Source organism: Pseudomonas sp. SLFW (assembly GCF_009905615.1).
GTDB classification, from domain to species: Bacteria; Pseudomonadota; Gammaproteobacteria; order Pseudomonadales; family Pseudomonadaceae; genus Aquipseudomonas; species Aquipseudomonas bambusae.
Window position 1 is genome coordinate 80,553 of sequence record NZ_JAAAKW010000004.1, and the last position, 23,722, is coordinate 104,274.

22 protein-coding genes are annotated in these 23,722 nt (G+C 59.5%); 10 read left to right on the forward strand and 12 right to left on the reverse strand.

What is annotated here, in order from left to right; all coding sequences use genetic code 11:
• Position 1: 1 nt before the first annotated feature.
• Positions 2–1,144, reverse strand: coding sequence for an N-acetyltransferase (locus tag GVN17_RS08705; protein ID WP_218576137.1), 1,143 nt, complete (start codon positions 1,142–1,144; stop codon positions 2–4).
• A gap of 371 nt (positions 1,145–1,515) precedes the next feature.
• Between GVN17_RS08705 and GVN17_RS08710 the strand changes: the two genes are divergently transcribed.
• The 9 genes from GVN17_RS08710 (at position 1,516) to GVN17_RS08750 (ending at position 11,214) form a co-directional block, all read left to right on the forward strand.
• Entirely contained in the window at positions 1,516–3,267 is a 1,752-nt protein-coding gene (locus GVN17_RS08710; RefSeq protein ID WP_166594843.1) for a fatty acyl-AMP ligase, read from the forward strand.
• Positions 3,264–4,178 carry an NAD(P)-dependent oxidoreductase gene (locus tag GVN17_RS08715; RefSeq protein ID WP_166594844.1) on the forward strand — a complete coding sequence of 305 codons (915 nt, stop codon included), beginning with the start codon at positions 3,264–3,266 and terminating at the stop codon, positions 4,176–4,178. The genes GVN17_RS08710 and GVN17_RS08715 overlap by 4 nt, the downstream gene beginning before the upstream one ends.
• 34 nt (positions 4,179–4,212) lie before the next feature.
• The gene (locus tag GVN17_RS08720) at positions 4,213–4,473 is read left to right on the forward strand and encodes an acyl carrier protein (protein ID WP_166594845.1); all 261 of its coding nucleotides are present in this window, start codon (positions 4,213–4,215) and stop codon (positions 4,471–4,473) included.
• Positions 4,460–5,653, forward strand: a complete 1,194-nt coding sequence (locus GVN17_RS08725) for an aminotransferase class I/II-fold pyridoxal phosphate-dependent enzyme (protein ID WP_166594846.1) — start codon at positions 4,460–4,462, stop codon at positions 5,651–5,653. The genes GVN17_RS08720 and GVN17_RS08725 overlap by 14 nt, the downstream gene beginning before the upstream one ends.
• 77 nt (positions 5,654–5,730) lie before the next feature.
• The gene (locus tag GVN17_RS08730; RefSeq protein ID WP_166594847.1) at positions 5,731–7,455 is read left to right on the forward strand and encodes an ABC transporter ATP-binding protein; all 1,725 of its coding nucleotides are present in this window, start codon (positions 5,731–5,733) and stop codon (positions 7,453–7,455) included.
• Positions 7,456–7,499: 44 nt separating this feature from the next.
• Positions 7,500–8,303 (forward strand): nucleoside triphosphate hydrolase, encoded by an 804-nt coding sequence (locus GVN17_RS29640; RefSeq protein ID WP_256665155.1) that lies wholly within the window; start codon positions 7,500–7,502, stop codon positions 8,301–8,303.
• A 74-nt stretch (positions 8,304–8,377) separates the two neighbouring features.
• Positions 8,378–9,079, forward strand: coding sequence for a hypothetical protein (locus GVN17_RS08740; protein ID WP_371928517.1), 702 nt, complete (start codon positions 8,378–8,380; stop codon positions 9,077–9,079).
• 107 nt (positions 9,080–9,186) lie between these two features.
• Positions 9,187–10,935, forward strand: coding sequence for a phosphoethanolamine transferase CptA (cptA, locus tag GVN17_RS08745; RefSeq protein ID WP_166594849.1), 1,749 nt, complete (start codon positions 9,187–9,189; stop codon positions 10,933–10,935).
• A 78-nt stretch (positions 10,936–11,013) separates the two neighbouring features.
• Positions 11,014–11,214, forward strand: a complete 201-nt coding sequence (locus tag GVN17_RS08750) for a hypothetical protein (RefSeq protein ID WP_166594850.1) — start codon at positions 11,014–11,016, stop codon at positions 11,212–11,214.
• Positions 11,215–11,233: 19 nt separating this feature from the next.
• Here GVN17_RS08750 and GVN17_RS08755 read toward each other — a convergent pair whose 3' ends face one another.
• From GVN17_RS08755 to GVN17_RS08800, 10 genes are all read right to left on the reverse strand, one after another.
• Complete coding sequence (locus GVN17_RS08755; RefSeq protein ID WP_166594851.1) at positions 11,234–11,953, reverse strand: WbqC family protein; 720 nt, start codon at positions 11,951–11,953, stop codon at positions 11,234–11,236.
• Positions 11,950–12,381, reverse strand: coding sequence for a hypothetical protein (locus tag GVN17_RS08760; protein WP_166594852.1), 432 nt, complete (start codon positions 12,379–12,381; stop codon positions 11,950–11,952). Before GVN17_RS08760 ends, GVN17_RS08755 begins: the two co-directional genes overlap by 4 nt.
• A 101-nt stretch (positions 12,382–12,482) precedes the next feature.
• Positions 12,483–12,698, reverse strand: a complete 216-nt coding sequence (locus GVN17_RS08765; protein WP_166594853.1) for a formate dehydrogenase subunit delta — start codon at positions 12,696–12,698, stop codon at positions 12,483–12,485.
• Positions 12,695–15,580, reverse strand: a complete 2,886-nt coding sequence (fdhF, locus tag GVN17_RS08770) for a formate dehydrogenase subunit alpha (RefSeq protein ID WP_166594854.1) — start codon at positions 15,578–15,580, stop codon at positions 12,695–12,697. Before fdhF ends, GVN17_RS08765 begins: the two co-directional genes overlap by 4 nt.
• Positions 15,577–17,136, reverse strand: a complete 1,560-nt coding sequence (locus GVN17_RS08775) for an NADH-ubiquinone oxidoreductase-F iron-sulfur binding region domain-containing protein (protein ID WP_166594855.1) — start codon at positions 17,134–17,136, stop codon at positions 15,577–15,579. The genes fdhF and GVN17_RS08775 overlap by 4 nt, the downstream gene beginning before the upstream one ends.
• The gene (locus GVN17_RS08780) at positions 17,133–17,612 is read right to left on the reverse strand and encodes a formate dehydrogenase subunit gamma (RefSeq protein WP_166594856.1); all 480 of its coding nucleotides are present in this window, start codon (positions 17,610–17,612) and stop codon (positions 17,133–17,135) included. The genes GVN17_RS08775 and GVN17_RS08780 overlap by 4 nt, the downstream gene beginning before the upstream one ends.
• Before the next feature lie 284 nt (positions 17,613–17,896).
• Positions 17,897–19,147 carry an aspartate aminotransferase family protein gene (locus tag GVN17_RS08785; RefSeq protein ID WP_166594857.1) on the reverse strand — a complete coding sequence of 417 codons (1,251 nt, stop codon included), beginning with the start codon at positions 19,145–19,147 and terminating at the stop codon, positions 17,897–17,899.
• Positions 19,144–20,208, reverse strand: coding sequence for a phosphotransferase (locus GVN17_RS08790; protein WP_166594858.1), 1,065 nt, complete (start codon positions 20,206–20,208; stop codon positions 19,144–19,146). The genes GVN17_RS08785 and GVN17_RS08790 overlap by 4 nt, the downstream gene beginning before the upstream one ends.
• Complete coding sequence (locus tag GVN17_RS08795) at positions 20,201–20,935, reverse strand: SDR family NAD(P)-dependent oxidoreductase (protein ID WP_166594859.1); 735 nt, start codon at positions 20,933–20,935, stop codon at positions 20,201–20,203. The genes GVN17_RS08790 and GVN17_RS08795 overlap by 8 nt, the downstream gene beginning before the upstream one ends.
• Before the next feature lie 81 nt (positions 20,936–21,016).
• Positions 21,017–21,697 (reverse strand): GntR family transcriptional regulator, encoded by a 681-nt coding sequence (locus GVN17_RS08800; protein ID WP_166594860.1) that lies wholly within the window; start codon positions 21,695–21,697, stop codon positions 21,017–21,019.
• 191 nt (positions 21,698–21,888) lie between these two features.
• On the opposite strand from GVN17_RS08800, the gene GVN17_RS08805 reads away from it, so the two are divergent.
• Entirely contained in the window at positions 21,889–22,302 is a 414-nt protein-coding gene (locus GVN17_RS08805) for a Rid family hydrolase (RefSeq protein WP_166594861.1), read from the forward strand.
• A gap of 63 nt (positions 22,303–22,365) precedes the next feature.
• Here the strand turns inward: GVN17_RS08805 and GVN17_RS08810 are convergent, their stop codons facing one another.
• A complete protein-coding gene (locus GVN17_RS08810) occupies positions 22,366–23,343 on the reverse strand; it encodes a GlxA family transcriptional regulator (protein WP_166594862.1) in 978 nt (325 codons plus the stop codon).
• Positions 23,344–23,722: the final 379 nt, after the last annotated feature.

Below are 23,722 nucleotides of genomic sequence, written 5' to 3' on the forward strand. Positions count from 1 at the left end.
TTCAAATGTGCTTTTCATAGAGCCGATACCGCTTATAGGCTTTGGCACCTATGCGCTCCAGAATTCCGCGCATCCCGGCATTCGTTTCGAGGATCCAAGACATTTCGAGGGCCTCGATATTGCGCCGGAGGAAGGGGGCTTTCAGAGCTTCGATAAGCAGTAATGCCAGGACAGGGCCTTGGCGGCTGAACTGATATTGTTGCTTGACGCCCATCAAAGGCACGCGGGCGGTTCGTGTTCCGGAGACTTTGAGTTTCCAAATCAGACGCAACCATCCAAATGGCAGCATACGCCCTTTGAGAGGCGCGATGGCCTCATGAATGTTAGGCATGGCCACGATGAATGCGCAGGGCTCATCGTTTATTTCAGCGATATAAATAAGGTCGCTGGGAACAAGGAATTTCAACTGCTTGCCTAGCTCGGAAAACTCGTGCTCGGTAAAGGGAACGTAACCCCAGTTGTTGGCCCAGGCATCGTTGAATATCTGCCGCAGAATTTGCATTTCGGCGGCAAATTTTGACCGATCAATCTGGCGGATACGGATCGTAGACCTTTCCCGGTCCATCATTTTCTTGAGCGGGGCCGGGAAATTGAGTTCGTCCCGGCGCATCCAGTAGGCAATCAAATCCATGGCAGGTTCGTACTTTGATCCCAGCACATGGTTTTCATAGTAAGGATGGTTGTGGTTCATGAACGCGGATGGCGGCGTCTCGTAGCCGTCGACGAGGAGGCCGCTTTCCTGGTTGATGTTCAGGGTAAAAGGCCCGGTAATCCGCTGAGCACCCTGACCCTTGAGCCACTGCTCGGCGGTGGCGATCAACGCCGCGAATACTTCACCATCATCGATCGCGTCCAGCATACCGAAGTGGCCTGTGTCTGCTCCATGCAACTCCCGGTGCAAAGTATCTACTTGAGCAAGAATGCGGCCTACAACAGCACCATTGCGTTTGGCGAGCCAGGCTTTCCACGTAACGTGTCCTGAGGCCGGATTTTTGGGTGAGAGATGCTCTAACCGTTCAACGTAGAGCGGCTCGATCCAAGAGGGATCGTTTTTATAGAGCGTGCCTGGAAACGTTACGAAGTCGTTCAGCGACTGCCGGTTCTCTGCTGCTTCAATGGTAAGCAGCGGGTTGTTCTTATTCATTAGCCTGCAGGCCTTCTAGGCAAAAAGTGGACGGTGAGGCCTGATGTTCCAACGTCGAGCGAGGTATCCGGCGGCGGCTCCTGACTGTCGCTGAAATATTTCGTTACGTCTATCGACCATTGTCAATGTAGAGTATTAATTCGTTTGATAGTAGATCTCGATCTATCTGACGGTACTCTTTTAGGAAAGCTATGGAAGCCGGCTTTTCAAAATGGCTCAGGTCCACGAGCCAGTTATTCGCTTTAGGCGATGCCTGAAAATGTGACGGCGTCCATATTCAGCTATCTCTACGAACCTTGCTTTTTGGACGTGCGGCGGCGCCTGCCCCATAAGTGCCGGTTTTCGTAGTGCCCTGATTAGAGTCCAAATTAATGACGGTTTTATATTTGTCCGAAACTAGCTCTACTCAAGAACTGGTGCAGCGACTTGCAGATTTCCCTTCTTTAGCGGACGCTCTGGACTACGCAGCGCTGGGTCGCACGGGGATGAATTTTTATGACCGACGCTGCCAACTGACGGCAGTGCTCGAGTACAGAGAGCTCAAGGCCAGAGCCCAGGGCGCCGCCAGAAGGTTACTGACCTTGGGTTTGTCCAAAGGTGATCGCGTCGCCCTGATCGCGGACACAACACCCTCATTCGTCGAGTTTTTCTTCGCGTGCCAGTACGCAGGCCTGGTCGCTGTTCCGCTGCCGGTTCCCGCTGGGGTAGGGCAACACCAATCGTACGTCGAAAAGCTCCGTGGACTCATCGCAAGCTGCTCGCCATCGGTTGTGCTCGGGGAGCAGGAATGGCTGCCCTACGCGCGCGAAGCACTGGGCACCACTGAGCTGAAATTCATCGGCACGGATGACGATCTGGAAGCGCTTCCTATGGGTGGTGCCGCTCTTGTCCCAGCTCAACCCGATGACGTTGCCTATCTGCAATACACTTCTGGGAGTACCCGTTTTCCGCGTGGCGTCATGGTCACCCAGCGTTCGGTCATGGCCAATCTGCGCGGTATCAGCACTGATGGAATCCGGTTACGTCCCGGCGACCGCTGTGTCTCCTGGTTGCCGTACTACCACGACATGGGGTTGGTAGGTTTTGTATTGGCGCCCATGGCCACGCAGATATCGGTCGACTACCTGCGCACGCAAGACTTCGCGATGCGGCCCAAACAGTGGCTTAACTTGCTGAGTCGGAACAGGGGTACGGTCTCGGTGGCGCCGCCATTCGGGTTCGATCTGTGTGTACGTCGTTGCAGTGCCGCTGAAGTAGAAAGCCTCGATTTGTCGAACTGGCGCGTAGCGGGTGTTGGCGCTGAACCGATTTCCATCGCCACACTCGACCGATTTGCCGAGCACTTTGCCGCCGCTGGGTTCAAGGCTGGCGCATTTATGCCGTGCTACGGGCTCGCAGAAAACACGTTGGCTGTCAGCTTTGCCAGACCGGACACAGGTGCTCAGGTTGACAGGATCGACCGAGACATTTTGGAAACGGAAGGTAGGGCGCTCAGCGCCACTGAAAAATCTTCAGCGGTCAGTGCTTTCGTTAACTGCGGCCGCGCGCTGCCGGGGCACGAACTGCTGATCGTAGATGACTCTGGCAATGTCCTGGCCGAGCGCGAAGTGGGCAGAGTCATGATTTCTGGCCCGAGCCTGATGACGGGCTATTTCCAGGATCACGATTCCATTCAAACTCTCGCAGCGACCAAAACGCTCGATACTGGCGACCTGGGATATCTTTTCGATGGGGATCTTTACGTCACCGGGCGCAAGAAGGATCTGATCATCATCCGAGGTCGTAACATCTGGCCTCAAGACATTGAACTCATTGTCGAGTCCGAGCCGGAAATCAGGCCGGGGGACGCGATCGTTTTCATTACCGACAAGGACGCTGATCCATCGGTGGTGATCCAGGTTCAATACCGCATCCTCGATGAGGAGAAGAGGGCGCGTCTTTCTCATACATTGTTTGCCAAGGTCCACAGTGAATTCGGTATCTCCCCGACCATCGACCTGGTACCGCCCCATAGCATTCCTCGCACCTCCTCGGGAAAACCAGCCCGGGCCGAAGCCCGCAAGCGCTTCATGAGTCTTCGCGCCGCACTCCCCGAGAGCTTCGCTGCGGCCGAAACCGCATGACCGAGCCAACGATTGCCCTTACCGGTGGCAGCGGTTTTATCGGCGGTCAAATAGCGCGAATGCTCGTTGGTCGTGGTGTCCGTGTGCGCGCGCTCAGTCGCACACAGGCTGGGCTTGAAAACGGTGTTCTGTGGGTAAAGGGATCGCTTGAGGACAGTGACTCACTGGCAAAGCTGGTTGCAGGGGCACATATCGTCATCCACTGCGCGGGGGCGGTTCGAGGGCGTGATGCCCGTAGTTTCCGCATTGCCAATGTGGACGGCAGCCGTCGGGTCGCTGAAGCCGCTGCTAAAGCCGGCACCTGCAAACGTTTTCTGTTGATGTCATCTCTTGCCGCTCGCCATCCAGAACTCTCGTGGTACGCAAAATCCAAACATGACTCCGAGCAGGAAGTCATCCGGGTAGCAGGAGCCATGGCCGTCACGATCTTCCGTCCGACGGCAGTCTATGGCCCGGGAGATCGCGAACTACGGCCACTGTTCACCTGGTTGCTCAAGGGGCTGCAGATCAGGCTCGGCGCAGGGGATACGCATCTCAGCTTTGTGCACGTCTTTGACCTTGTAGCGGCTGTTGGGCAATGGCTTGGAGCGCCGAACTCGAATTCGGCTCTTTACGAAATCAGTGACGGCACGCTCGGCGGATACAGCTGGAAGGGGCTGGCGCAGATTGCGACCGATATACGGGCGGCTCCAGTTCGATCACTGGCCATTTCAACCGCCGTCTTGAGAGCCGTTGCCCGCGCAAACCTGGTCATTTCCTACGTGGTGCGCGGTAACCCAATGCTGACCACCAGCAAAGTCAATGAGCTCACACACCCTGACTGGACATGCAGCAACACGGCGATAACGGCCGCAACCGGCTGGAGTCCCCAGATAAAGCTACGACGTGCCCTGCAGGAAGGTTTGTTTTGAACGTGTGCAAATTCGCGCGCCAACGAGGCTAAGTATGTTTACGCAAGATGTGATCATAGAGAATGTTTTGACGTGTCTTCGGGACATGATTCCCGCTGCAGGTGAGGTAGGGCCTGACAGCGACATGGTCGATGACCTAGGCCTTGAGTCGGTAAAAATGATGGATTTGTTGATGAAGCTTGAGGACGACTATGACCTGTCGATACCGATCAATATCCTCATGGACGTTCGCACGCCAAGGCAGCTTGCCGCCTCTCTGATTGGCTATCTGGAGAAAAGTCATGGGACTGTATGACAAATTCTCCCGCCTGGCCGCTGAGCGTTCCAGTCTGCAGGCGCTTGACCCCAGCCCTTTTGGTACTCGAATCGAAGCGCTCTATTCATCGACGCGTGGGCGTATCGGCGGTACCGATGTCATTTTGGCTGGCACTAACAATTACCTGGGCCTGACATTCGATGAAGACGCTATCGAAGCTGCGCGCAAAGCGCTGACCGCCGAAGGTACGGGCACAACCGGGTCAAGAATGGCCAACGGCAGCTACGGCGGTCATTCGGCGCTGGAAGCAGAGTTGGCCGAATTTCTGGATCGGCCATCGGTCATGGTTTTCTCCACTGGTTATGTGGCTAACCTGGGCATCATCGGGACGCTTGCCGGCCCGCGCGAAGTGGTACTGCTCGACGCCGATTGTCACGCGAGTATCTATGATGCATGCGCCTTGGGTGGGGCTGAAATCATCCGTTTTCATCATAACGACGCAAAAGACCTTGAGCGCCGCATGCTGCGCCTTGGGGATCGCGCGAAGGATGCGCTGATCATCGTGGAAGGCATCTACAGCATGCTCGGCGACGTGGCTCCACTCAAAGAAATCGTTGACGTTAAACGCCGTCTGGGCGGTTTCTTGTTGGTTGACGAAGCTCACTCGTTTGGCGTCATGGGCCCTAACGGTCGAGGCCTGGCGGAAGAGCAGGGCGTGGAGGATGATGTCGATATCATCCTGGGAACCTTCAGCAAGAGTCTGGCTGCAATCGGTGGTTTTGCCGCGGGCCTGAGCAGTGGGATGGAAGTGCTGCGTTATGCCAGCCGTCCCTACATCTTCACGGCCTCACCCTCTCCTTCGGTCGTGGCGTCTGTGCGATCGGCCTTGAAGACAATTGCTGCGCGCCCGGATCTGCGGGCGAACCTCTGGGACAATGCCCGTCGGCTTTACGATGGGCTGGCGGAATTGGGCTATTCGTTAGGCCCGAGCGTGAGCCCCGTTGTCCCGGTCATGGTCGGTAGCAAAGAGCAGGGTGTACAGTTCTGGCGAGCACTCATTGATCAGGGTGTATATGTCAATCTGGTACTTCCACCTGCCACGCCGTCGGGCGTCACATTGGTTCGCTGCAGTGTCAGCGCCGCCCACACAACCGCGCAAATTGATCAGATCATCGAAGCGTTCGCCGCTCTACGTCCATTGCTTGAGCCTACGGCCTGACAGCGAGGGGTGCAGACGAACTGTAGTGCAGGGAATTGCCGTGCGGTGCAGAGAACCTTGAACCGAATGTGAGTGTTATGCGAATTATTTTTGTTTTTGGGCGTTCGTATCCGATACGAACGGCATTGATGCTGCTTAGCCTGGTCGTTGCCGGCCTGGTCGAGAGCGTCAGTCTGACAACGATGCTGCCCCTGATGTCGGTGATGCTGGGCGACAATGCGCACTCGACGTTTGGCGCCCTTGTTGGCAACGCGCTTCAGTTCTTTGGATTGGAGCCAACGATCATCACGCTACTCGTCATCATTGTCGTGGGCATGGCCATCAGCAGTCTGTTGATTCTTCTGGCCAACCGCCAGGTTGGCTACACCGTAGCCCATGTCGCAACCGACCTGAGGGTCGATCTGATCAACGCAACACTGGGTAGCCGCTGGGAATACTATCTGCGTCAGCCGGGTGGAGCATTGGCCAACGCCGTGGCCACCGAAGCCTACCGAGCATCAACCGCTTATGAGCATGCCGCGAACATGGTTGCGCTCTCCATCCAGGCGATCGCTTACGGCGTCATCGCGCTGTTCGTCTCCTGGCAAGCTGCGCTGGTGTGCCTGGTTCTCGGCGTGGTCATTCTTTTCGCCCTGCGTGGTTTGGTCAAAACATCCCGTAAAGCAGGGAAGGGCCAGACCAGCCTGATGCGGGAGTTGCTGATCAACCTCAGCGACACCTTGGGGTCAGTCAAACCATTGAAGGCAATGGCCAGGGAGGATATCGCCGATTCGTTGTTGCGCCATCAGGCTGCTGAGCTGAATGGGGCAATGGAGAAGGAGGTCACCAGCCGCGAGACATTGCGCGCACTCCAGGAGCCCTTGCTGGCCATTCTCGCCGCAGCCGGTCTGTATGCGGGCCTGGTTATCTGGAAGTTGCCGTTGTCATCCGTCATGGTGCTCATATTTATGGTGGTGAGAGTGCTAGGCCTTATGCACAAGGCGCAGCAGCGTTACCACCGCATGGCGGGGCAAGAGAGTGCCTTTTGGGCGCTGCGCGAAGCGGTAGTGACGGCCAGGGGAGAAGCCGAGCCTGTCGGCGGTACCGTGCAGCCCACGCTCAAAGACCGGATCGAGTTTCAGAACGTCACATTTACTTATGGCGAGCGCAAGGTTTTGAACAGCGCATCACTGACTTTCGATGTCGGGACGATGACGACGCTGGTGGGCCCATCCGGAGCAGGGAAAACCACGATTCTCGACCTGGTGTGTGCGTTGTTGAGCCCTCAACAAGGTCGAGTGCTCATAGACGGTATTCCGCTTCCTGACCTTGATCGCCGTATGTGGCGTCGCATGATTGGCTACGTCACGCAGGAAACTTTGCTTTTACACGACACCGTCCTTGCGAATGTCACTTTGGGCGAGCCAGCGCTCACCGAAGCGGATGCGGAGCGAGCATTGCGCCAGGCAGGTGCATGGGAGTTCGTATCCCAACTTCCCCAAGGCATGCAGTCGATCGTGGGCGAACGAGGGGGCAAGCTTTCAGGTGGTCAGCGGCAACGAATAGTGATTGCACGTGCGCTCGCCCACAGACCTCAGTTGCTCATTCTGGATGAAGCGACCAGCTCGCTCGACCCGGATGCCGAGAAAGATATCTGTGAGTCGCTGAAAGCGTTGGCGCCAGAGATCACCATCATTGCCGTTTCTCATCGTCCGGGGCTTATCGACATCGCTGACGAAATCATCGAGCTCAGGGACGGCGAGATCAAGCGAATGAAAAACCGTGCCTATCTGGTCAATGAGCCTTCCAATCTGGAAGTTTGACTCTGCATCCAGCTTCTTTTTACTCGTACGAGACGGGCCCAATAATGCTTTCTTCTAAACACCAACATGCACCTGCGCCAGATCATCATGTGGAGCAGAACGGCGAAGTCCAGGTTCCGAAACGTCAGCCGCACCTGGACAAGAAAGGAAGGGTGCTTGGGCCGCTCATTGCATTTGTCGGCTGTGATGGCTCCGGAAAGTCGACCGTCTCGGAGGCTATCCTCACGTGGCTGAGCCGGTCGCAACCTGTGCAGAGTTGCCATTTGGGCATTCAGTCCAAGCAGATAGGTGAAAGGTTGGTCAGGTTGCCGTTGGTGGGCAAAGCAATCGGTCGGCTGATCGCTGCCAACTCTCCACGTGGCAATCACAAACACGCACAAATCTCCAGCGGCCCCAGCACCTTGGCGGCATTTGCCATCTTCCTGTTGTCGATCCGCCGGTATCGTCGTTACCAGAAGATGATGAAGCTGCGACGCCAAGGCATCACCATCGTCGCTGATCGTTTTCCGCAGATCGCAGTTGCCAATATGAAAATCGATGGCCCCGGGTTGCTCGCAGTCAAGCATGGGAACGCGCTGATTCGGTTCCTGGCGGCGCGTGAGAAAAAGCTGTACGACTACATGATCAGCTACCGTCCGGATCTGGTTGTTCGCTTGAACGTGGATGTCGAGACCGCGTTTGCGCGCAAACCTGATCACCGCTACGAATCGCTTGCACTCAAGATTGCGAACGTCCCCAAGCTTGAATATCAGGGAGCACCGATTCTGGATCTCGACAGTCGCCTGCCGCTCGAAGAGGTCATTGCGCAAGCCAAAGCAGCGGTGTCCCGCAGCCTGGCGAATCCGTAGGGGGAGAGGTAGCAGACATGCGCGCCCTATTCGAAACTCCTCGCGGGAGAGGCGACCGCCCTCTGGCGCCGCTCGTGGCCATTATCGGTTCGGACGGTGCGGGAAAAACCACCGTGGCGGCCCACCTTTGCTCCACCCTGGCAGGTGAGGGCGCTGCCTATGCCTACTTGGGATTGGGTACAGGCACCATAGGACTCAAGATACAGGCCTGGCCATTGATCGGGCCTGCTGTCGGACGTCGATTGGCCGCCAAGGCGACACAAGCTCGTACCAAAGGCCAAAAAATCCCTGGGGTCTTCACGGCGTTGACCATCTACGGATTTTCGCTGCTGCGAGTCCGTCGCTTCAGGGCGATGCAGGCGTTACGCGATCGGGCTTCCATCGTTATTTGCGACAGATACCCTCAAGTTGACGTGCCGGGGTTCTATGACGGCCCGGGCCTGAACGCATCAACGCCTACTGGCCGCTTTACGGCGTGGCTTGCAAAGCGTGAGTTTGCGCTTTACCAAAGGATGGTCAGCCATCTGCCTACGCTGGTCATTAGATTGAACATTGATGCCGATACGGCATTTTCTCGCAAGCCCGACCACAACCTTTCTCTGCTGAAGCAGAAAGTACAGGCAACCTCGTTGCTCCGTTTCAATAACGCGAAAATTATCGACGTGGACGCCAGCCAGCCGCTGGAACGGGTACAGGCGATCTGCGCCCAACTGGTACGTCAGTTGCTGATCAATCAGCAAGGCAATTCCCACCCAGCGGTAGAAACTCATGTTTGAAGCGTTCGGACGCGCTTTATCTCAATGACTCACCGGTCGTTGAATCACAGGGTTTGGTGCCTGAAGGCCTGCCTCGCTCGGTAAAGAGCGGTTTAATCGAGGACGTTATGAAAGCTAAAGTTTCAGGACCCGCAACACCGAACCGGGCAGTCTGGGCGCGTCTAGGTTGGGCCTATCTGTTCTTCTGGTACTTCTCCGGTGTCGCACAGCTCCTTATCATTCGCGCTGGCGTTGCAGGCTGGAAGGGGATGATCCAGGCGTCGATGGTCACGTTGCTGTGGCTGATTCCGCTGATCCTGTTTCCCGCCCGTGCGAGGATTCTCGCTGGCGTCATTGGACTTCTTCTTTGGGCGTCCTCACTGACCGGCCTCGGATACTTTCTGATTTATGGGCAGGAGTTTTCCCAGAGCGTGATTTTCATCATGTTCGACTCGAACATGCAGGAGTCAACAGAGTACTTGGGGCACTATTTTTCCTGGTCGATTGTGGGGGCAATCGCCGCTTACACCTTCGCAGGGCTGGTGCTGTGGACGCGGGTCAGGCCAGCGTACCTGACGCGTAAGGCGCTAGTGACCTGTTGTGTTTTGTTCATTGCCGTCGGCGTGGGCTTCAACGCTGTCAACCAGTATCGTAAGCGACCGACCCTTCAACTGGCGGCAGCGAAATTCGAAGAAAATATCGAAGCCGCGGCCCTTTGGCAGATGGTCGTCGGATATCACCAGTATCGTCAGCAACTCGCCGAGATGTCGACGATGATGGCGACCCAGGCGCAGATTCCTCCTCTCAAGAACCTGACCGACACGCATGCAGGTCAACGCTCCACGCTGGTATTGGTCATTGGCGAATCAACGAACCGGGAGCGTATGAGCGTTTATGGTTATGGCCGTCCTACGACGCCCAATCTGGACCAGCTACGTGGCCAACTGCAGATATTCAGCGAAGTGGTCGCGCCACGCCCCTATACGATCGAGACCCTCCAGCAGGTACTGACATTTGCTGACGAGGAGCATCCGGATCGATACCTGAGTACGCCAACCCTGATCAGCGTGATGAAGCAGGCCGGGTACAAGACGTTCTGGATTACCAACCAGCAGACCATGACCAAGCGCAACACAATGCTCACCCTGTTTTCTCAGCAGGCAGACCAGCAGACCTACCTGAACAACAACCGCGATCAGAACGAGACCAGCCAATACGACGAGGACGTCCTGGACCCGTTCTCTAAAGTTTTGGAAGACGACGCGCCACGTAAGCTGATTGTGGTGCACCTGCTGGGCACGCACATGAGCTACAAGTATCGCTACCCACCCACATACGATTACTTCAAGGATCGGATCGGGGTGCCGGCAAATGTCACTGATGGCCAGCTAGAGGTCTACAACAGCTACGACAATGCGGTGCGGTACAACGATTACGTCGTCTCGTCGCTGATCAAGCGCTTCAGCGACACAGACCCTAACGGCTTCCTGCTCTACCTGTCTGATCACGGTGAATCCGTATATGACCCGGTAGCGCCAGAGGTGCTGGGCCGCAACGAGGCTGCACCCACTCGCCCAATGTACACAGTGCCATTCATCGTTTGGAAATCGCCCAGTTGGAAAGCTGCACAAGGCACGATTCTGGAACCTGCTGACTACCTGGCACGCCCCTACAGTACGTCTCACTTCATCCACACGTGGACAGATTTGGCAGGGCTGCGTTTTGATGAGTTTGAGCCGGCCAGGAGTATTGCGAGCCAAGGGTATAAATCCGAACGCCTCCTGATTGGCAACCCGCACAATCCTGGGAGTCTGCGTGACTTCAGCCAGCTTCCGATTGCGCCTAAACAGGGCTCGGCTGTGCAAGCAACGCGATAACAGACTTGAAGCGCACGCTTGCGGATGCCGATGAAGGCACTCTGATCTCGGGCCGCATCGGTGGAGTTCGATCATTGGATGCCCGAGTTTTGGTGTCGCTTGCGGGCATTGTCCCGTCATCCCGAGTTCGATTCGATGCCCATCATCGTCGATGCGGGCATGCCCGCCAGTCACTACGAGTACCTGCGCCGGGTGGTCAGGAACGAGTGGGTGGTATTGCAGCCGGGTGTCGCGTTGTCTCGCAAACGGCTGTTGATCGCCGCTACACCCAGCTTTTAGCCCATGCTCGGGGTCTGAGTCAGCAGGCCACTCGGGTATGCTCGCGGATGTAGCGGGCGACGTCGCCGGGTTCGTTCCACATCAATACATCGAGGATCGACAGATTCTCGACATAGGGCAACGCGCCGGTGGGGTAAACGAAAGTCGACAGATCCAGAAAGCGCAATTCGATCTCGCGCTGGTGCCATTCATCGGGGACAAATATGTCCCTTCCGCCCGGCGAATTGATATAGCGTCGGGCGCCCATCTGGCTGCTGATTTCCAGCGCCCACTGACCGGGATGCTCAATGGGCGGCAGTTCCAGGTTCAACGCTGAATGCGGTGTCCAGTTGAAGCGCAGGCCGATGTAATCGCACGCCACCTGCAGTGAACGCGTGTTCAGGTCGCTGATGCTGTTGCCTGTCACCGAATCGAAGACGGCTGGAATCAATTCAGTCACCCGACGGTAAAACGGTGCCTTGCCTCGATAGATACCGAGTTGGCCCTGAATGCGTTGCTGGGCGGCGCGGTGATCGATCACCGTGGTGGCTTGAATCGAGCTGCCCAGCGTCGTGCTGACCGGCACCTGGATGTACTGCCAGCTGCCTTTGCCATCGAGTATTCGGTTGCGATTCATCCAGCTCTTTCGCCCGTACTGCGCGGTATCGAAGATCACGCCGCGTTCCACCGAGGCAATGAGTTGGAAGTAGCCCAGATAAGGGAAGAAGTAGGGTTGCATGATGCCCAGTGTGCTGATCATGAGGTATGTGCCGAAAGTAGTTGAGTAATTGTCGAGCGGATCAGCGCGCACATGTCGCGTGCTTGATCCTGGCTGACGGCCTGGCTCTTAGATAACTTCAACAACGCCTGGCACAGCTCGTCCGTGACCTTGAGCTCGGTAGAGAGCACGCTGGCAAAAGGCTCAGTGGGATGTACGCCGGGGTGAAGGCCGTGCAGCATGCGGATCGGGTTGTAGCGGCAGCACGGAGCGTTCGTTTTTGCTGTGGGCAAGACGAAACCATGGGTGCCGGGGGAGGGGCTGTCATCGGCGAACGAAACCCAGGACAGGTCCTGGAGGTGCCGCTGGTAGCGGGCAAAACGCCGTTTGTTGTCGTTAGTGATGGCGTGCATGTGCTCAAGGGTAGACAGTGCCCTGTCAGCATGCAACTCGTTAACGTTCGCATTCATGCTCTGTTCAAACGGGTGGGCAGCGAAGCATCTGTTCAAGTCATAAGAAAAGCCCCGATCACTCGGGGCTTTTGGGTTTCAGCATTCACCTCAGGCCGGTTCTACCATCCAGCCCCCTTTACCGCATCTTGCGCCAGCGGGTGCAATTCCGCGCCGTGATTCGCCGCCTGCAACGCCACCAACTCCTTCTTCATCCCCGGCGTCCAGAACATCTGGATGTGGTTGCGCACACCGAGAACTGCGGCCTCTTGATCCGGTTCGGTGGCGAAGTATTTGGCGATCTGGTTGACCATTTTGATCAGGTTGGCGTCGCTCATCGGCGCACCTCTGCTTTGTCGGTGTGGCGAGCCTGGCGCCGTTCGTCGAGCAGGCGTTGCTGTTCGTCGCTGAAGGCCTGGTAGCGTTTTTGCCACTCGGAAGGGTGGTAGACGCGGCTGACTTCCACGGCGGTGACTTTGTATTCCGGGCAGTTGGTGGCCCAGTCGGAGTTGTCCGTGGTGATGACGTTGGCGCCGGATTCCGGGAAGTGGAAGGTGGTGTACACCACGCCCGGTGCGACGCGTTCGGTCACCCGGGCGCGCAGCACGGTCTGGCCGGCGCGGCTGCCGATGCCCACCCAGTCGCCTTCGTTGACCCCACGGCTTTCGGCGTCGGTCGGGTGGATTTCCAGCCGGTCTTCTTCGTGCCAGGCAACGTTCTCGGTGCGACGGGTCTGGGCGCCAACGTTGTATTGGCTGAGGATGCGGCCGGTGGTGAGCAGCAGCGGGTAGCGGGTATTGACCTTTTCCTCGGTGGGCACGTAGCCGGTGAGCATGAAGCGGCCTTTGCCACGCACGAACTGGTCGATGTGCATGGTCGGCGTGCCGTCGGGCGCGCCTTCGTTGCACGGCCATTGCAGGCTGCCGTGAACGTCCAGCGCGGCGTAGCTGACGTTGGTGAACGTTGGCGTCAGGCTGGCGATTTCGTCCATGATCTCCGACGGGTGTGTGTAGCTCATCGGGTAGCCCAAGGCGTTGGCCAGAGCGACGGTGCCCTCCCAGTCGGCCTTGCCGCCCAGCGGGTCCATGACCTTGCGCACCCGTGAGATGCGGCGTTCGGCGTTGGTGAAGGTGCCGTCTTTTTCAAGGAACGAAGCGCCCGGCAGGAACACGTGGGCGAATTTCGCGGTTTCGTTAAGGAAGATGTCCTGCACCACCACGCATTCCATGGCCGACAGGGCTGCTGTCACGTGCTGGGTGTTCGGGTCGCTCTGGGCGATGTCTTCGCCCTGGCAGTACAAGCCCTTGAATTGACCGGCCAGCGCCGATTCGAACATGTTGGGAATGCGCAGGCCTGGGTCGGGTTGCAGCGTGACGTTCCAGGCATTCTCGAACTGAGTGCGCACAACTTCGTTGGAGATGTGGCGATAGCCCGGCAGTTCGTGGGGGAATGAGCCCATGTCGCAGGAGCCTTGGACGTTGTTCTGCCCACGCAGCGGATTGACGCCGACGCCTTCACGGCCAATATTGCCGGTGGCCATGGCCAGGTTGGCGATGCCCATGACGGCGGTGCTGCCCTGACTGTGTTCGGTGACGCCCAGCCCGTAATAAATGGCGGCGTTGTTGGCGCTGGCGTAGAGGCGGGCGGCGGCGCGAATGTCGGCGGCGTTCACACCGCAGATGAGGCCCAGTACTTCCGGCGAATTCTCTGCGCGGCTGACGAATTCGCTCCAGCGGGCAAAGTCATTGCCTTCGCAGCGGGCGTCAATGAACGCCTGATCGAGCAAGCCTTCGGTGACGATCACGTGAGCCAAGGCGTTGAGCATGGCGACGTTGGTGCCCGGACGCAGCGCGAGGTGAATCTTGGCCCGGCCATGAACCGAATCAACCAGATCGATGCGCCGTGGGTCGATGACGATCAATTGAGCGCCTTCGCGCAGGCGGCGCTTGAGTTGGGAACCGAACACCGGGTGGGCGTCGCTCGGATTGGCGCCCATGACCAGAATCACATCGGCTTTCATCACCGAGTCGAAGCTCTGGGTGCCTGCCGATTCGCCCAGCGTCTGTTTCAGGCCATAGCCGGTTGGCGAGTGGCAAACCCGCGCACAGGTGTCGACGTTGTTGTTGCCGAACGCGGCGCGCACCAGTTTCTGTACGAGATAGGTTTCTTCGTTAGTGCAGCGGCTGGAGGTGATGCCGCCAATGGAATCGCGGCCGTATTTCTGTTGCAGGCGACGCATTTCGCTGGCGGCGTAAGTCACGGCCTCGTCCCAGCTGACTTCCTGCCAAGGGTCGCTGATGTGCTTGCGGATCATCGGTTTGGTGATGCGATCCGGGTGGGTTGCATAGCCCCAGGCGAAACGGCCCTTGACGCAGGAGTGGCCATGGTTGGCATGGCCGTTCTTGTCCGGGACCATGCGCACCAGTTCATCGCCTTTCATCTCGGCGCGGAACGAGCAGCCCACGCCGCAATAGGCGCAGGTGGTGATGACGCTGTGCTCCGGCTGGCCTTTCTCCACCACGCTTTTTTCCATCAGGGTCGCGGTGGGGCAGGCTTGCACGCAGGCGCCGCAGGACACGCACTCCGATTCGAGGAAGTTGTCGCCACCGGCGGCGGACACGCGGGATTCGAAGCCGCGTCCAGTGATCGTCAGCGCGAAAGTGCCCTGGGTTTCTTCACAGGCCCGCACGCAGCGGCTGCAGACAATGCACTTGCTGGGGTCGTAATCGAAATACGGGTTGGACACGTCTTTTTTGTCAGCGAGATGGTTTTCGCCTTCGTAGCCGTAGCGCACTTCCCGCAGGCCGACCTGACCGGCAACGGTTTGCAGTTCGCAGTTGCCGTTGGCCGAGCACGTCAGGCAGTCCAGCGGGTGATCGGAGATGTACAGCTCCATGACGTTGCGGCGCAGCGTCGCAAGTTTCGGCGTCTGGGTGTGCACGGTCATGCCTTCGGTGACCGGCGTGGTGCACGAGGCCGGATAGCCGCGCATGCCCTCGATTTCCACCAGGCACATGCGGCAGGAGCCGAACGCTTCGAGGCTGTCGGTGGCGCACAGTTTGGGAATGGTGGTGCCCATCAGCGCGGCGGCACGCATGACGGAGGTGCCTTCAGGCACGCTGATACGTTGGCCGTCGATGTTCAGGGTGACCTGCACGCCGCTGTGGCGGGCGGGCGTGCCTAAGTCGGCGTCGGTTTTCGGGTCGAATATCGTGATCATTGCTCGGCCTCCGAGAGTTGCAGACCAAAGTCGGCAGGGAAGTGCTTCAGCGCGCTGGCGACAGGGTAGGCGGTCATGCCGCCGAGCGCGCAGAGCGAACCGAATTGCAGGGTGTCGCACAGGTCTTTGAGGATGATGGCCTGCTGATCCCGGATGTTTTGGTCAGGCGCAGCCAGTATCCGGTCGATGACCTCGACGCCCCGGGTCGAACCGATGCGGCAGGGTGTGCATTTGCCGCAGGATTCTTCGGCGCAGAATTCCAGGGCGAACCGCGCCATGTGGGCCATGTCCAGGGTGTCGTCAGCCACCACCACGCCGCCGTGGCCGAGCATCGCGCCGATGGCAGCGAACGCCTCGTAGTCCAGCGGTGTGTCGAACTGTGACGGCGGTACCCAGGCGCCCAGCGGGCCGCCAATTTGCGCGGCTTTCAGCGGACGACCACTGGCGGTCCCGCCGCCATAGACTTCCACCAGTTCCCGCAAGGTCAGGCCAAACGCCCGCTCTACAAGACCGCCGTGGCGAATGTTGCCCGCCAGTTGAAAGGGCATGGTGCCGGTAGAACGACCCATGCCGTAATCGCGATAGAACTGCGCGCCCTTGGCCAGAATCAGCGGCACCGACGCCAGGGTCAGCACGTTATGAACCAAGGTCGGCTGACCGAACAGCCCTTTCAGCGCAGGGATCGGCGGCTTGGCACGCACCAGCCCACGTTTGCCTTCCAGTGAGTCCAGCAGCGCGGTTTCTTCACCGCAGATGTACGCGCCTGCACCGACCCGCACTTCCAGATCGAACGCCAGGCCGCTGCCCGCGACGTCGTTGCCGAGGAAGCCAGCGGAGCGGGCAATCGTGATGGCTTCGCGCAGGGTGGCGATGGCTTGGGGGTATTCCGAGCGCACGTAGATGTAGCCGAGGCTGGCGCCGACGGTGATCCCGGCGATGACCATGCCTTCTATTAACAGGAAGGGGTCGCCTTCCATCAGCATGCGGTCGGCGAAGGTCCCGGAATCGCCTTCGTCGGCGTTGCACACCACGTATTTCTGCGCGGCTTGCGTGCTGCGGACGGTGCGCCATTTGATCCCGGCAGGGAAGGCCGCGCCGCCGCGACCGCGCAGGCCGGAGTCGAACACGGCGGTAGCTGTCTCGTCGCCACCCACGGCAATGGCGCGGGTCAGGCCCTCGAAACCGCCGTGGGCCTTGTAATCCTGCAGCGAGAGCGGTTGAGTGATCCCGGCGCGGGCGAACAGCAGGCGTTGTTGGGTCTTCAGATAGGGCAACTCTTCCACCAATCCCAAAGACAACGGATGGCTGGAGGGATCGCCGAGCAGCGCGTCGAGCACGCCGGGGACGTCATCTTCCGTCAGCGGGCCGAAACCGAGGCGGCCTTGCGGGCTGTCCACTTCCAGCAGCGGTTCCAGCCAGTAAAGGCCTCGGGAGCTGGTGTGGTGCAAGTCCAGCGGCAGGTTGCGTGCGCGCGCTTCGCTGGCGAGGGCCACGGCAACGGCGTCCGCCCCCACGGCGCGGGCCACGGAGTCGGCGGGCAGGTATAGACGCGTCATTGTGCGTCCTCCCGGCACGTGTCGAGCAGGGCATCAAGACGCTCAGCGCTGAGCCGCGCGTGCAGTTTTCCGTCCAGCTCCAGCGCGGGTGAGCACGCGCAGGCGCCCAGGCAATACACCGGCCGCAAGCTGATATTGCCGTCGGCGCTGCTGCCGTGATCGTCCAGTTGCAGACGGTCGCGCAATTGCGCCGCCAATTGCTCAGCCCCCCGGCTTTTGCAGGACTCGGCCCGGCACAGGCGCAGAATATGGCGGGCCGGTGGCGCGGTGCGGAAGTCGTGATAGAAACTGATGACGCCACGCACTTCGGCCTGGCTTTGGTTGAGGGCGTGGGCTATGTCGGGGATGGCGACGTCGGGGATGTAACCGATGCCTTCCTGAATCTCGTGGAGAATGGGCAACAGTGCGCCCGCAGAGCCTTTGTGGCGCTCCAGCAGGCTGTTGACCATGGGCAGAATCGACATCTGGTCAGGCATACAGCATTCCTCACGGTCACGGACGAACCAGATGGTTGTCGGTTGTCCGAAAGTGTGGGCTGCGGCGCATGTACCACGTCACGGGCACGTGGATTTTCAGGCCGAAGCCAGGGCACCCTTGTCGGGCATCTTGTTGTACCCGGCGCGATCTTTGTCACGCCCTTGGTCGGGTATGGAACGCAGCTTGGCATGCCGTTTTTGAATTTTTCTTACAAAAGCGACGCGGCCCGTTCTTTTTGCGACTGGATGGAGTTTAGACGGTGCGGGCCAATCCGGGTGGGGCTTTATGTGACCGCCCTTAGCGTGGCTTCCAACCGTTCCAGCAACAGATCGGCATGGTTGCGCTGGAACACCAGTGGCGGACGGATCTTGAGGACGTTGGCGGCGGGGCCGGTGGCGCTGATCAGCACCTGCCTGCGGCGCATGCCATTCACCGTCGCTGCCGCAATGCGGGTGGCGGGGGATTGGGTAGTGCGGTCTTCCACCAGTTCGACGCCGAGAAACAGGCCCTCGCCACGAACATCGCCGATCACTTCGAAGCGCTCGGCCAAGGCTTGCAACCCGCGTTTGAGGTAGCCGCCCACGTCATGGGCATTGGCCTGTAGGTTCTCATCGCGAAGCACGCCGAGCACTGCGTGCGCGGCTTTGCAAGACACGGGATTGCCGCCGTACGTATTGAAATAGCGCTGCTGACGGCCGAACTGGTCGAACAGCGTCGAGCGGCCCACCACGCCTGCGACGGGGTGGCCATTGCCCATGGGCTTGCCCAGGGTCACGAGGTCCGGAATCACGGCGTCGTGCTGAAATCCCCAGCGCTGCGCGCCGGTGCGGCCGAATCCGGGCTGGACTTCATCGGCGATGTACAGGCCGCCAGCTTCGCGCACGCACTGAGCGGCAGCGGCCAGTTCGCCGTTGGATGGAGAAAACACACCGTCGCTGGAAAAAATGCTGTCCACCATCAACGCCGCAGGCTGGATGCCGTGAGCCCGCATGTCCGCGAGGGCGGCTTTGACGCTGGCCACGAAATGGTTGCCGCGATACGAATCCGGCGGGTCGAGCAAGCGCACATGGCTGGCGGTGGGCAGTCCAGTCGCCAATGACGGCGAGATTTCTGCCAGCGCGCTGGTGACGCCGTGATAGGCCCAGCGTGTCACGAGAATCCCCGTGCCGCCGCTGTGACAGTGGGCGATGCGCAGCGCGAGGTCATTGGCCTCGCTGCCGGTGCAGGTCATGGTCAGGTTGTTCAGGGACTCGGGAAATTCGCTGAGCAAATCTTCGGCGTAGAAGACGATCGCCGAGTGCAGGTAACGCGTATGGGTGTTGAGCTGCGCGCTCTGTTCGGCAATCGCCCGCACCACCGCCGGGTGGCAGTGGCCCACGGAAGCCACGTTGTTGTAGGCGTCCAGAAAGGGCGTGCCGTTCTGGTCGAACAGCCAGACGCCTTCGCCCCGCACCGGTGCGAAGGGTTCTTCGTAAAACAGGCGGTAGCTGGCGCCGAGGGCATGCTCGCGGCGGGAAAGCAGATCGGAACTCATGCGGCCTCCGGTGTGCAGGCATTGATCAGCGCTTGGGTCAGTTGCCCAGCGGGCAGGGCGACCAGCGATTGCAGGTTGCGCCAAGTGGTGCTGAGGTTGCGCAGCACGTAGGCGCGGTTGTCCGGGTACAGGCTTGCTCGCCATTGGGCGATGGTGATCGCCATGGCCATGCGCATGGCGATCAGGTCGCCGAGGACCTCAAGCTCTTCGCGCAGCAACGGAATGCGTCTGGAGTAGGCAGCAGCAAAGGCCTTGATTTGCCAGAGCGGGTCGGCGGCGTCAGCGTCGAACTGGTACGACAGCGCAGTGCCCAAATCATTGATAAGAGGGGCGAACAGGGCGTCACCAAAATCGATGATGGCCGTCACTCGGGTGCCGGTCGCGGCATCGAGCATGACATTGTGCGGGTTCAGGTCGTTATGGATAACTTGCGCGCGCAGCTTGGCCAGTCGAGGCTTCACGTGGGTTTCGTGGCGGTCCATCAGCGCGGTCACCAGCGGTTGTTGCGCGGCGTCCACGCAGTGCAAGTGAGGGCGGGTGCGTTCGGCATGGCCCACATCCCACAGCAGATTGCGCTGCGCACCGGGGTGCTGAAAGTTGTTCAACGCCAGATTGACGTCCGCCAGGATCGTGCCCAACTGATGCATCAGCGCCATGCTGGGCGTGCCCTGATTCTGCGAAATGCCTTCCAGGTAGGTCACCGCGCGTACGGTGAAATGCTGTTCACCGACCCGCACGCAGGGCTCGAACTCACCGTTCAATGCCGCCAGCACGCGAGGCACCGGAAGGTGGGCGCCATGGCGCTCGATGTGCAACAGGGCCTGCGTCTGGAAGTGGGTGACGCTGGGGCTTTCCGCTGGATTGATGACTTTCAGCACGTACGCGCCCCGATCGGAGCGCACGAGAAAATTCGTATCCCGTTCCCCGTTCAGCGGCTGAATCGTCCCGTTCAGGCCGTAGACCTGCGCGGCCATTTCCAGCGCTCTGCGTTCGTCCACCTCGGGCGCTTGGGTCGTCATGAGCTTCGCGCAGGAGACGTCAGTCATCACTGCTTCAGACATGCTGACCACCGTTGACGTGGATTTCCGAGCCGTTCACGTACGACGCGCCGCTGGTGCAGAGGAAATACACCAGCGACGCGACTTCTTCAGGCTTGCCCAGGCGGTGCATCGGCACCAGCCGTTCGACGATGTCTGCGGTGCCGGGGGAGAGGATCGACGTGTCGATTTCTCCCGGCGCAATGGCGTTGACCCGTACGCCGTGACGACCGAAGTCGTAGGCCATTTCCCGGGTCAGGGCCGAGAGCGCGGCTTTAGACGTGGAGTAGCAGACCCCGGCAAACGGGTGCACTTTCGAGCCAGCAATCGAGGTGACGTTGATGATGCTGCCTTTCGCGGCCTTGAGTTCATCAAACAGGCCCCGCGCCAGCAGTGCGGTAGAGAACAGGTTGACGTTGAACACTTTGGTCCAGGTCGCGTAGTCGGATTCCAGAACGCCCATTCGCGCACCTTCCGGACCTTTGGGTGATATGCCGGCGTTATTGACCAGCGCGTCCAGGCGTCCACCGAGCTTGTCCTTGATCGCCGCCATGCTGTCGCTGACGCTGTCGATGTCTTCCAGATCGAGGTGAATGTGGTTGAGCAGGCCTTCCGCCCACGGGCATTCCGCGACCCAATCCTGCCGGGATGCGGTGAAGATTTCCCAGCCCGCAGCGTGGAAATGCTTGACGGTGGCATGACCGATACCGCGGCTGGCGCCGGTCAACAGGAGCGTCTTCTTGGCAGTCATGATGGTCTCTCCGTAGGTATGAAGTTTGATGCATCATGTTTTTTAGCCGAGTGATGTGTCAATAGGCCCTTGAAAATGACGTCACTCGTCGAGTGCTTCCTGACTGACGGCGATGAATTCCAGCATCTTCTGGTTGCCGTCCATGATGTCGGTCTGGATCGCGTGTCTGGCGGCGGCCGCATCTTTTTGGCGAAGGGCGCTGAGCACTTCCACGTGATGTTCGATGGCCATGGTCAGGGAAAAGTGGGCGTACGCCTGAGCGATCAAAGGGCCTGCGCGCATCCACAGGCTGTCCAGATAACCCCGCAGCAGGGGCATGCGCGCCGCTTCGGCGATCAGAAAGTGAAACTCGCTGTTGAGTCGCAGCGCTTCGGGCACGTCATGCCTTTCGATGGCCTGAAGGTTGAGCTGGATATTGGTGTCGATGCGCGTGATGTCGGCCTCTGTGGCCACGTTGGCAGCGGCCTCGGCGCCGAGGCCTTCGAGGTTGAAGCGCAGGGTGCGGATTTCCAGATACGCTTCGCGATCCAGCACCGGAACCCGAATGTCCTTCGGGGTCTTGAGCACCAACGCCTTCTCCTTCGCCAGTTGCAGGATGGCGTCGCGGACCGGCGTGACACTGGTGCCCAGCTGGGCGGCCAGTTCCCGGATCCGCAGCCGGTCATCCGGCTTGAGCCCGCCGGTGATCAGCGCGTTGCGCAACTGCGAGTAGACGTTGGAGCCCAGATAGGTATGGGCGATGGTGTCGAGCGGGTAGGACATGAGTCACCAAGTGCCGAGGCGTATGACGGGCGACTATACAACAGGATGCCCGTGGCTCTCCCGCGTTGAATGGCCCTCAATGACCGAAAGCGAGGGATTTGTGTCGTTCGTTTTCCCTCAAGCAACGCTTAGGCTTCACAGCCACAGACAGCGCTACGTGTGGCTGTCGCATGATGTGATGAGGATTGAACATGAGCAAATCAGTCGTAGAGATTCCCGAAGGCAACGACGTGTTCGGCGTGAGCACCCAAGCGTTCACCGACTGGCAATATGCCCCGGCGGTCAGGGCCGGTGGGCTGTTGTTTGTCGCAGGATTGGTGGGTGTGAAAGCGGACGGCACCGTGCCGGTTTCCGTTGCTGAACAGACCGAACTGGCCTTTCAGCGCATCGCTGAGGTGTTGCGTCTGGAAGGGTTGGGCATGGGCGATCTGGTGGAGGTCGTCAGTTATCACGTGGACCTGAAACAGCACCTCGACGATTTCCTGCCGGTCAAGAAGCGGCATTTCGTCGAGCCGTTCCCGGCGTGGACGTTGATCGGTATCGAAGCGCTTGGGTTGCCGGAGCTCAAGATCGAGATCAAGGTCGTCGCGGCCTTGAAGGTTTGATTGACCCTGTCGGATGACGCGTGCCTCAACGTCCAGGCTTGCGGCCTCGCGTGAGGCCGCCGGTTATGGCGCGATGGCGAGGGCGTCGTCCACACCCTTCTGATGAGAGAGCCGACGGACGCTTTGTGGTGGATGGCCGGTCACTCTGATGAACGCTCGGCGCATGCGTTCCGGGTCTCTGAACCCGACCGAATGGGCGATCAGCTCGATGGGCTCGGCGCTTCGCTCGACGCGCTGCCTGGCCACTTCAACGCGCAAGCGTTCGACGGCCTTCGCGGGCGTTTCACCCGTTTCCATCAGAAAAGCTCGGCCAAATTGACGCGGACTCAGGCAGGCGATGGCGGCCAGGTGTTCGGTTGACAGCTGCTCGTGCAGATGCTCGCGCATGTAGGTCAGCACCTCGCGCATGCGGTCGGTGGCGGGCTCCATGTCGGCCATGGCTGAGAACTGCGATTGCCCGCCAGGACGGCGGTGATAAACGACCAGCAGCCTTGCGACTTCGTGGGAAACGGCGCTGCCCAGATCTTCTTCGATCATCGCCAACGCTTGATCGATGCCCGCCGTCACGCCTGCTGACGTCCAGATGCCGCCTTCCTTGACGAAAATCCGGTTCGGCTCGACCTTCACTTTCGGGAATTGACGTTGCAACTGCGCCGTCTGCTTCCAGTGCGTCGTGGCCCGACGTCCGTCCAGCAAACCCGCCTCGGCCAGGAAAAACGCGCCGGTGCACACGCTGGCGACGCGTCGGGTGCCTTTGGCCGCGGCCCTGGCCAAGTGATCCGAGATGTCGGGAAGATCGTACGGTCTGGACAATAGATCGGCGCCCACCACCGTCAACGTGTCGTAAGGCTTGGACCTGATCTTGCTCGCTGTCACCTCCAGACCGGAAGAACTCCTGACTGGACCGCCCGATTGCGACACCACGAAACACCGATAGGGATCAGGCACGCCCACCCCCTTGGCCAGCTCGAACGCCGCCAGCGGACCCGTGAGGTCGAGAATCTGGAAGCCGGGGAAGATCAGGAAGGCGATATCACGCATCTCAGTACCTATTCAAGCATCGTGAATTCCACTCTGTGACGTCTGTGTTCCTTGCGACACACGTCTGTGACCCGCCGATGATCCGCCAGATCCGGAACGATGCAAAGGGCGTAAAACCCGCAAAAACCGTCATCGTCACAGGAGGTCGCGGAAGCACCGCGAGACGCTGCCCTCTGTAGGCGCGAATTCATTCGCGAAAAAGGCCCAGACGCTGGGGGGGTTACTGCGAACGTTTCCTTCATGGCGTTAAAGGAGGGAACTACGTCCTTTTCCCTGTGCGTTGCGGTGACGAAAATGCCCACCGTTTCATGAGCAGGCGTCCTTGAGCGCCTCAACACCCATGGCATCGAACACGTCCCGCGACTGTGCAGCCTCCGTC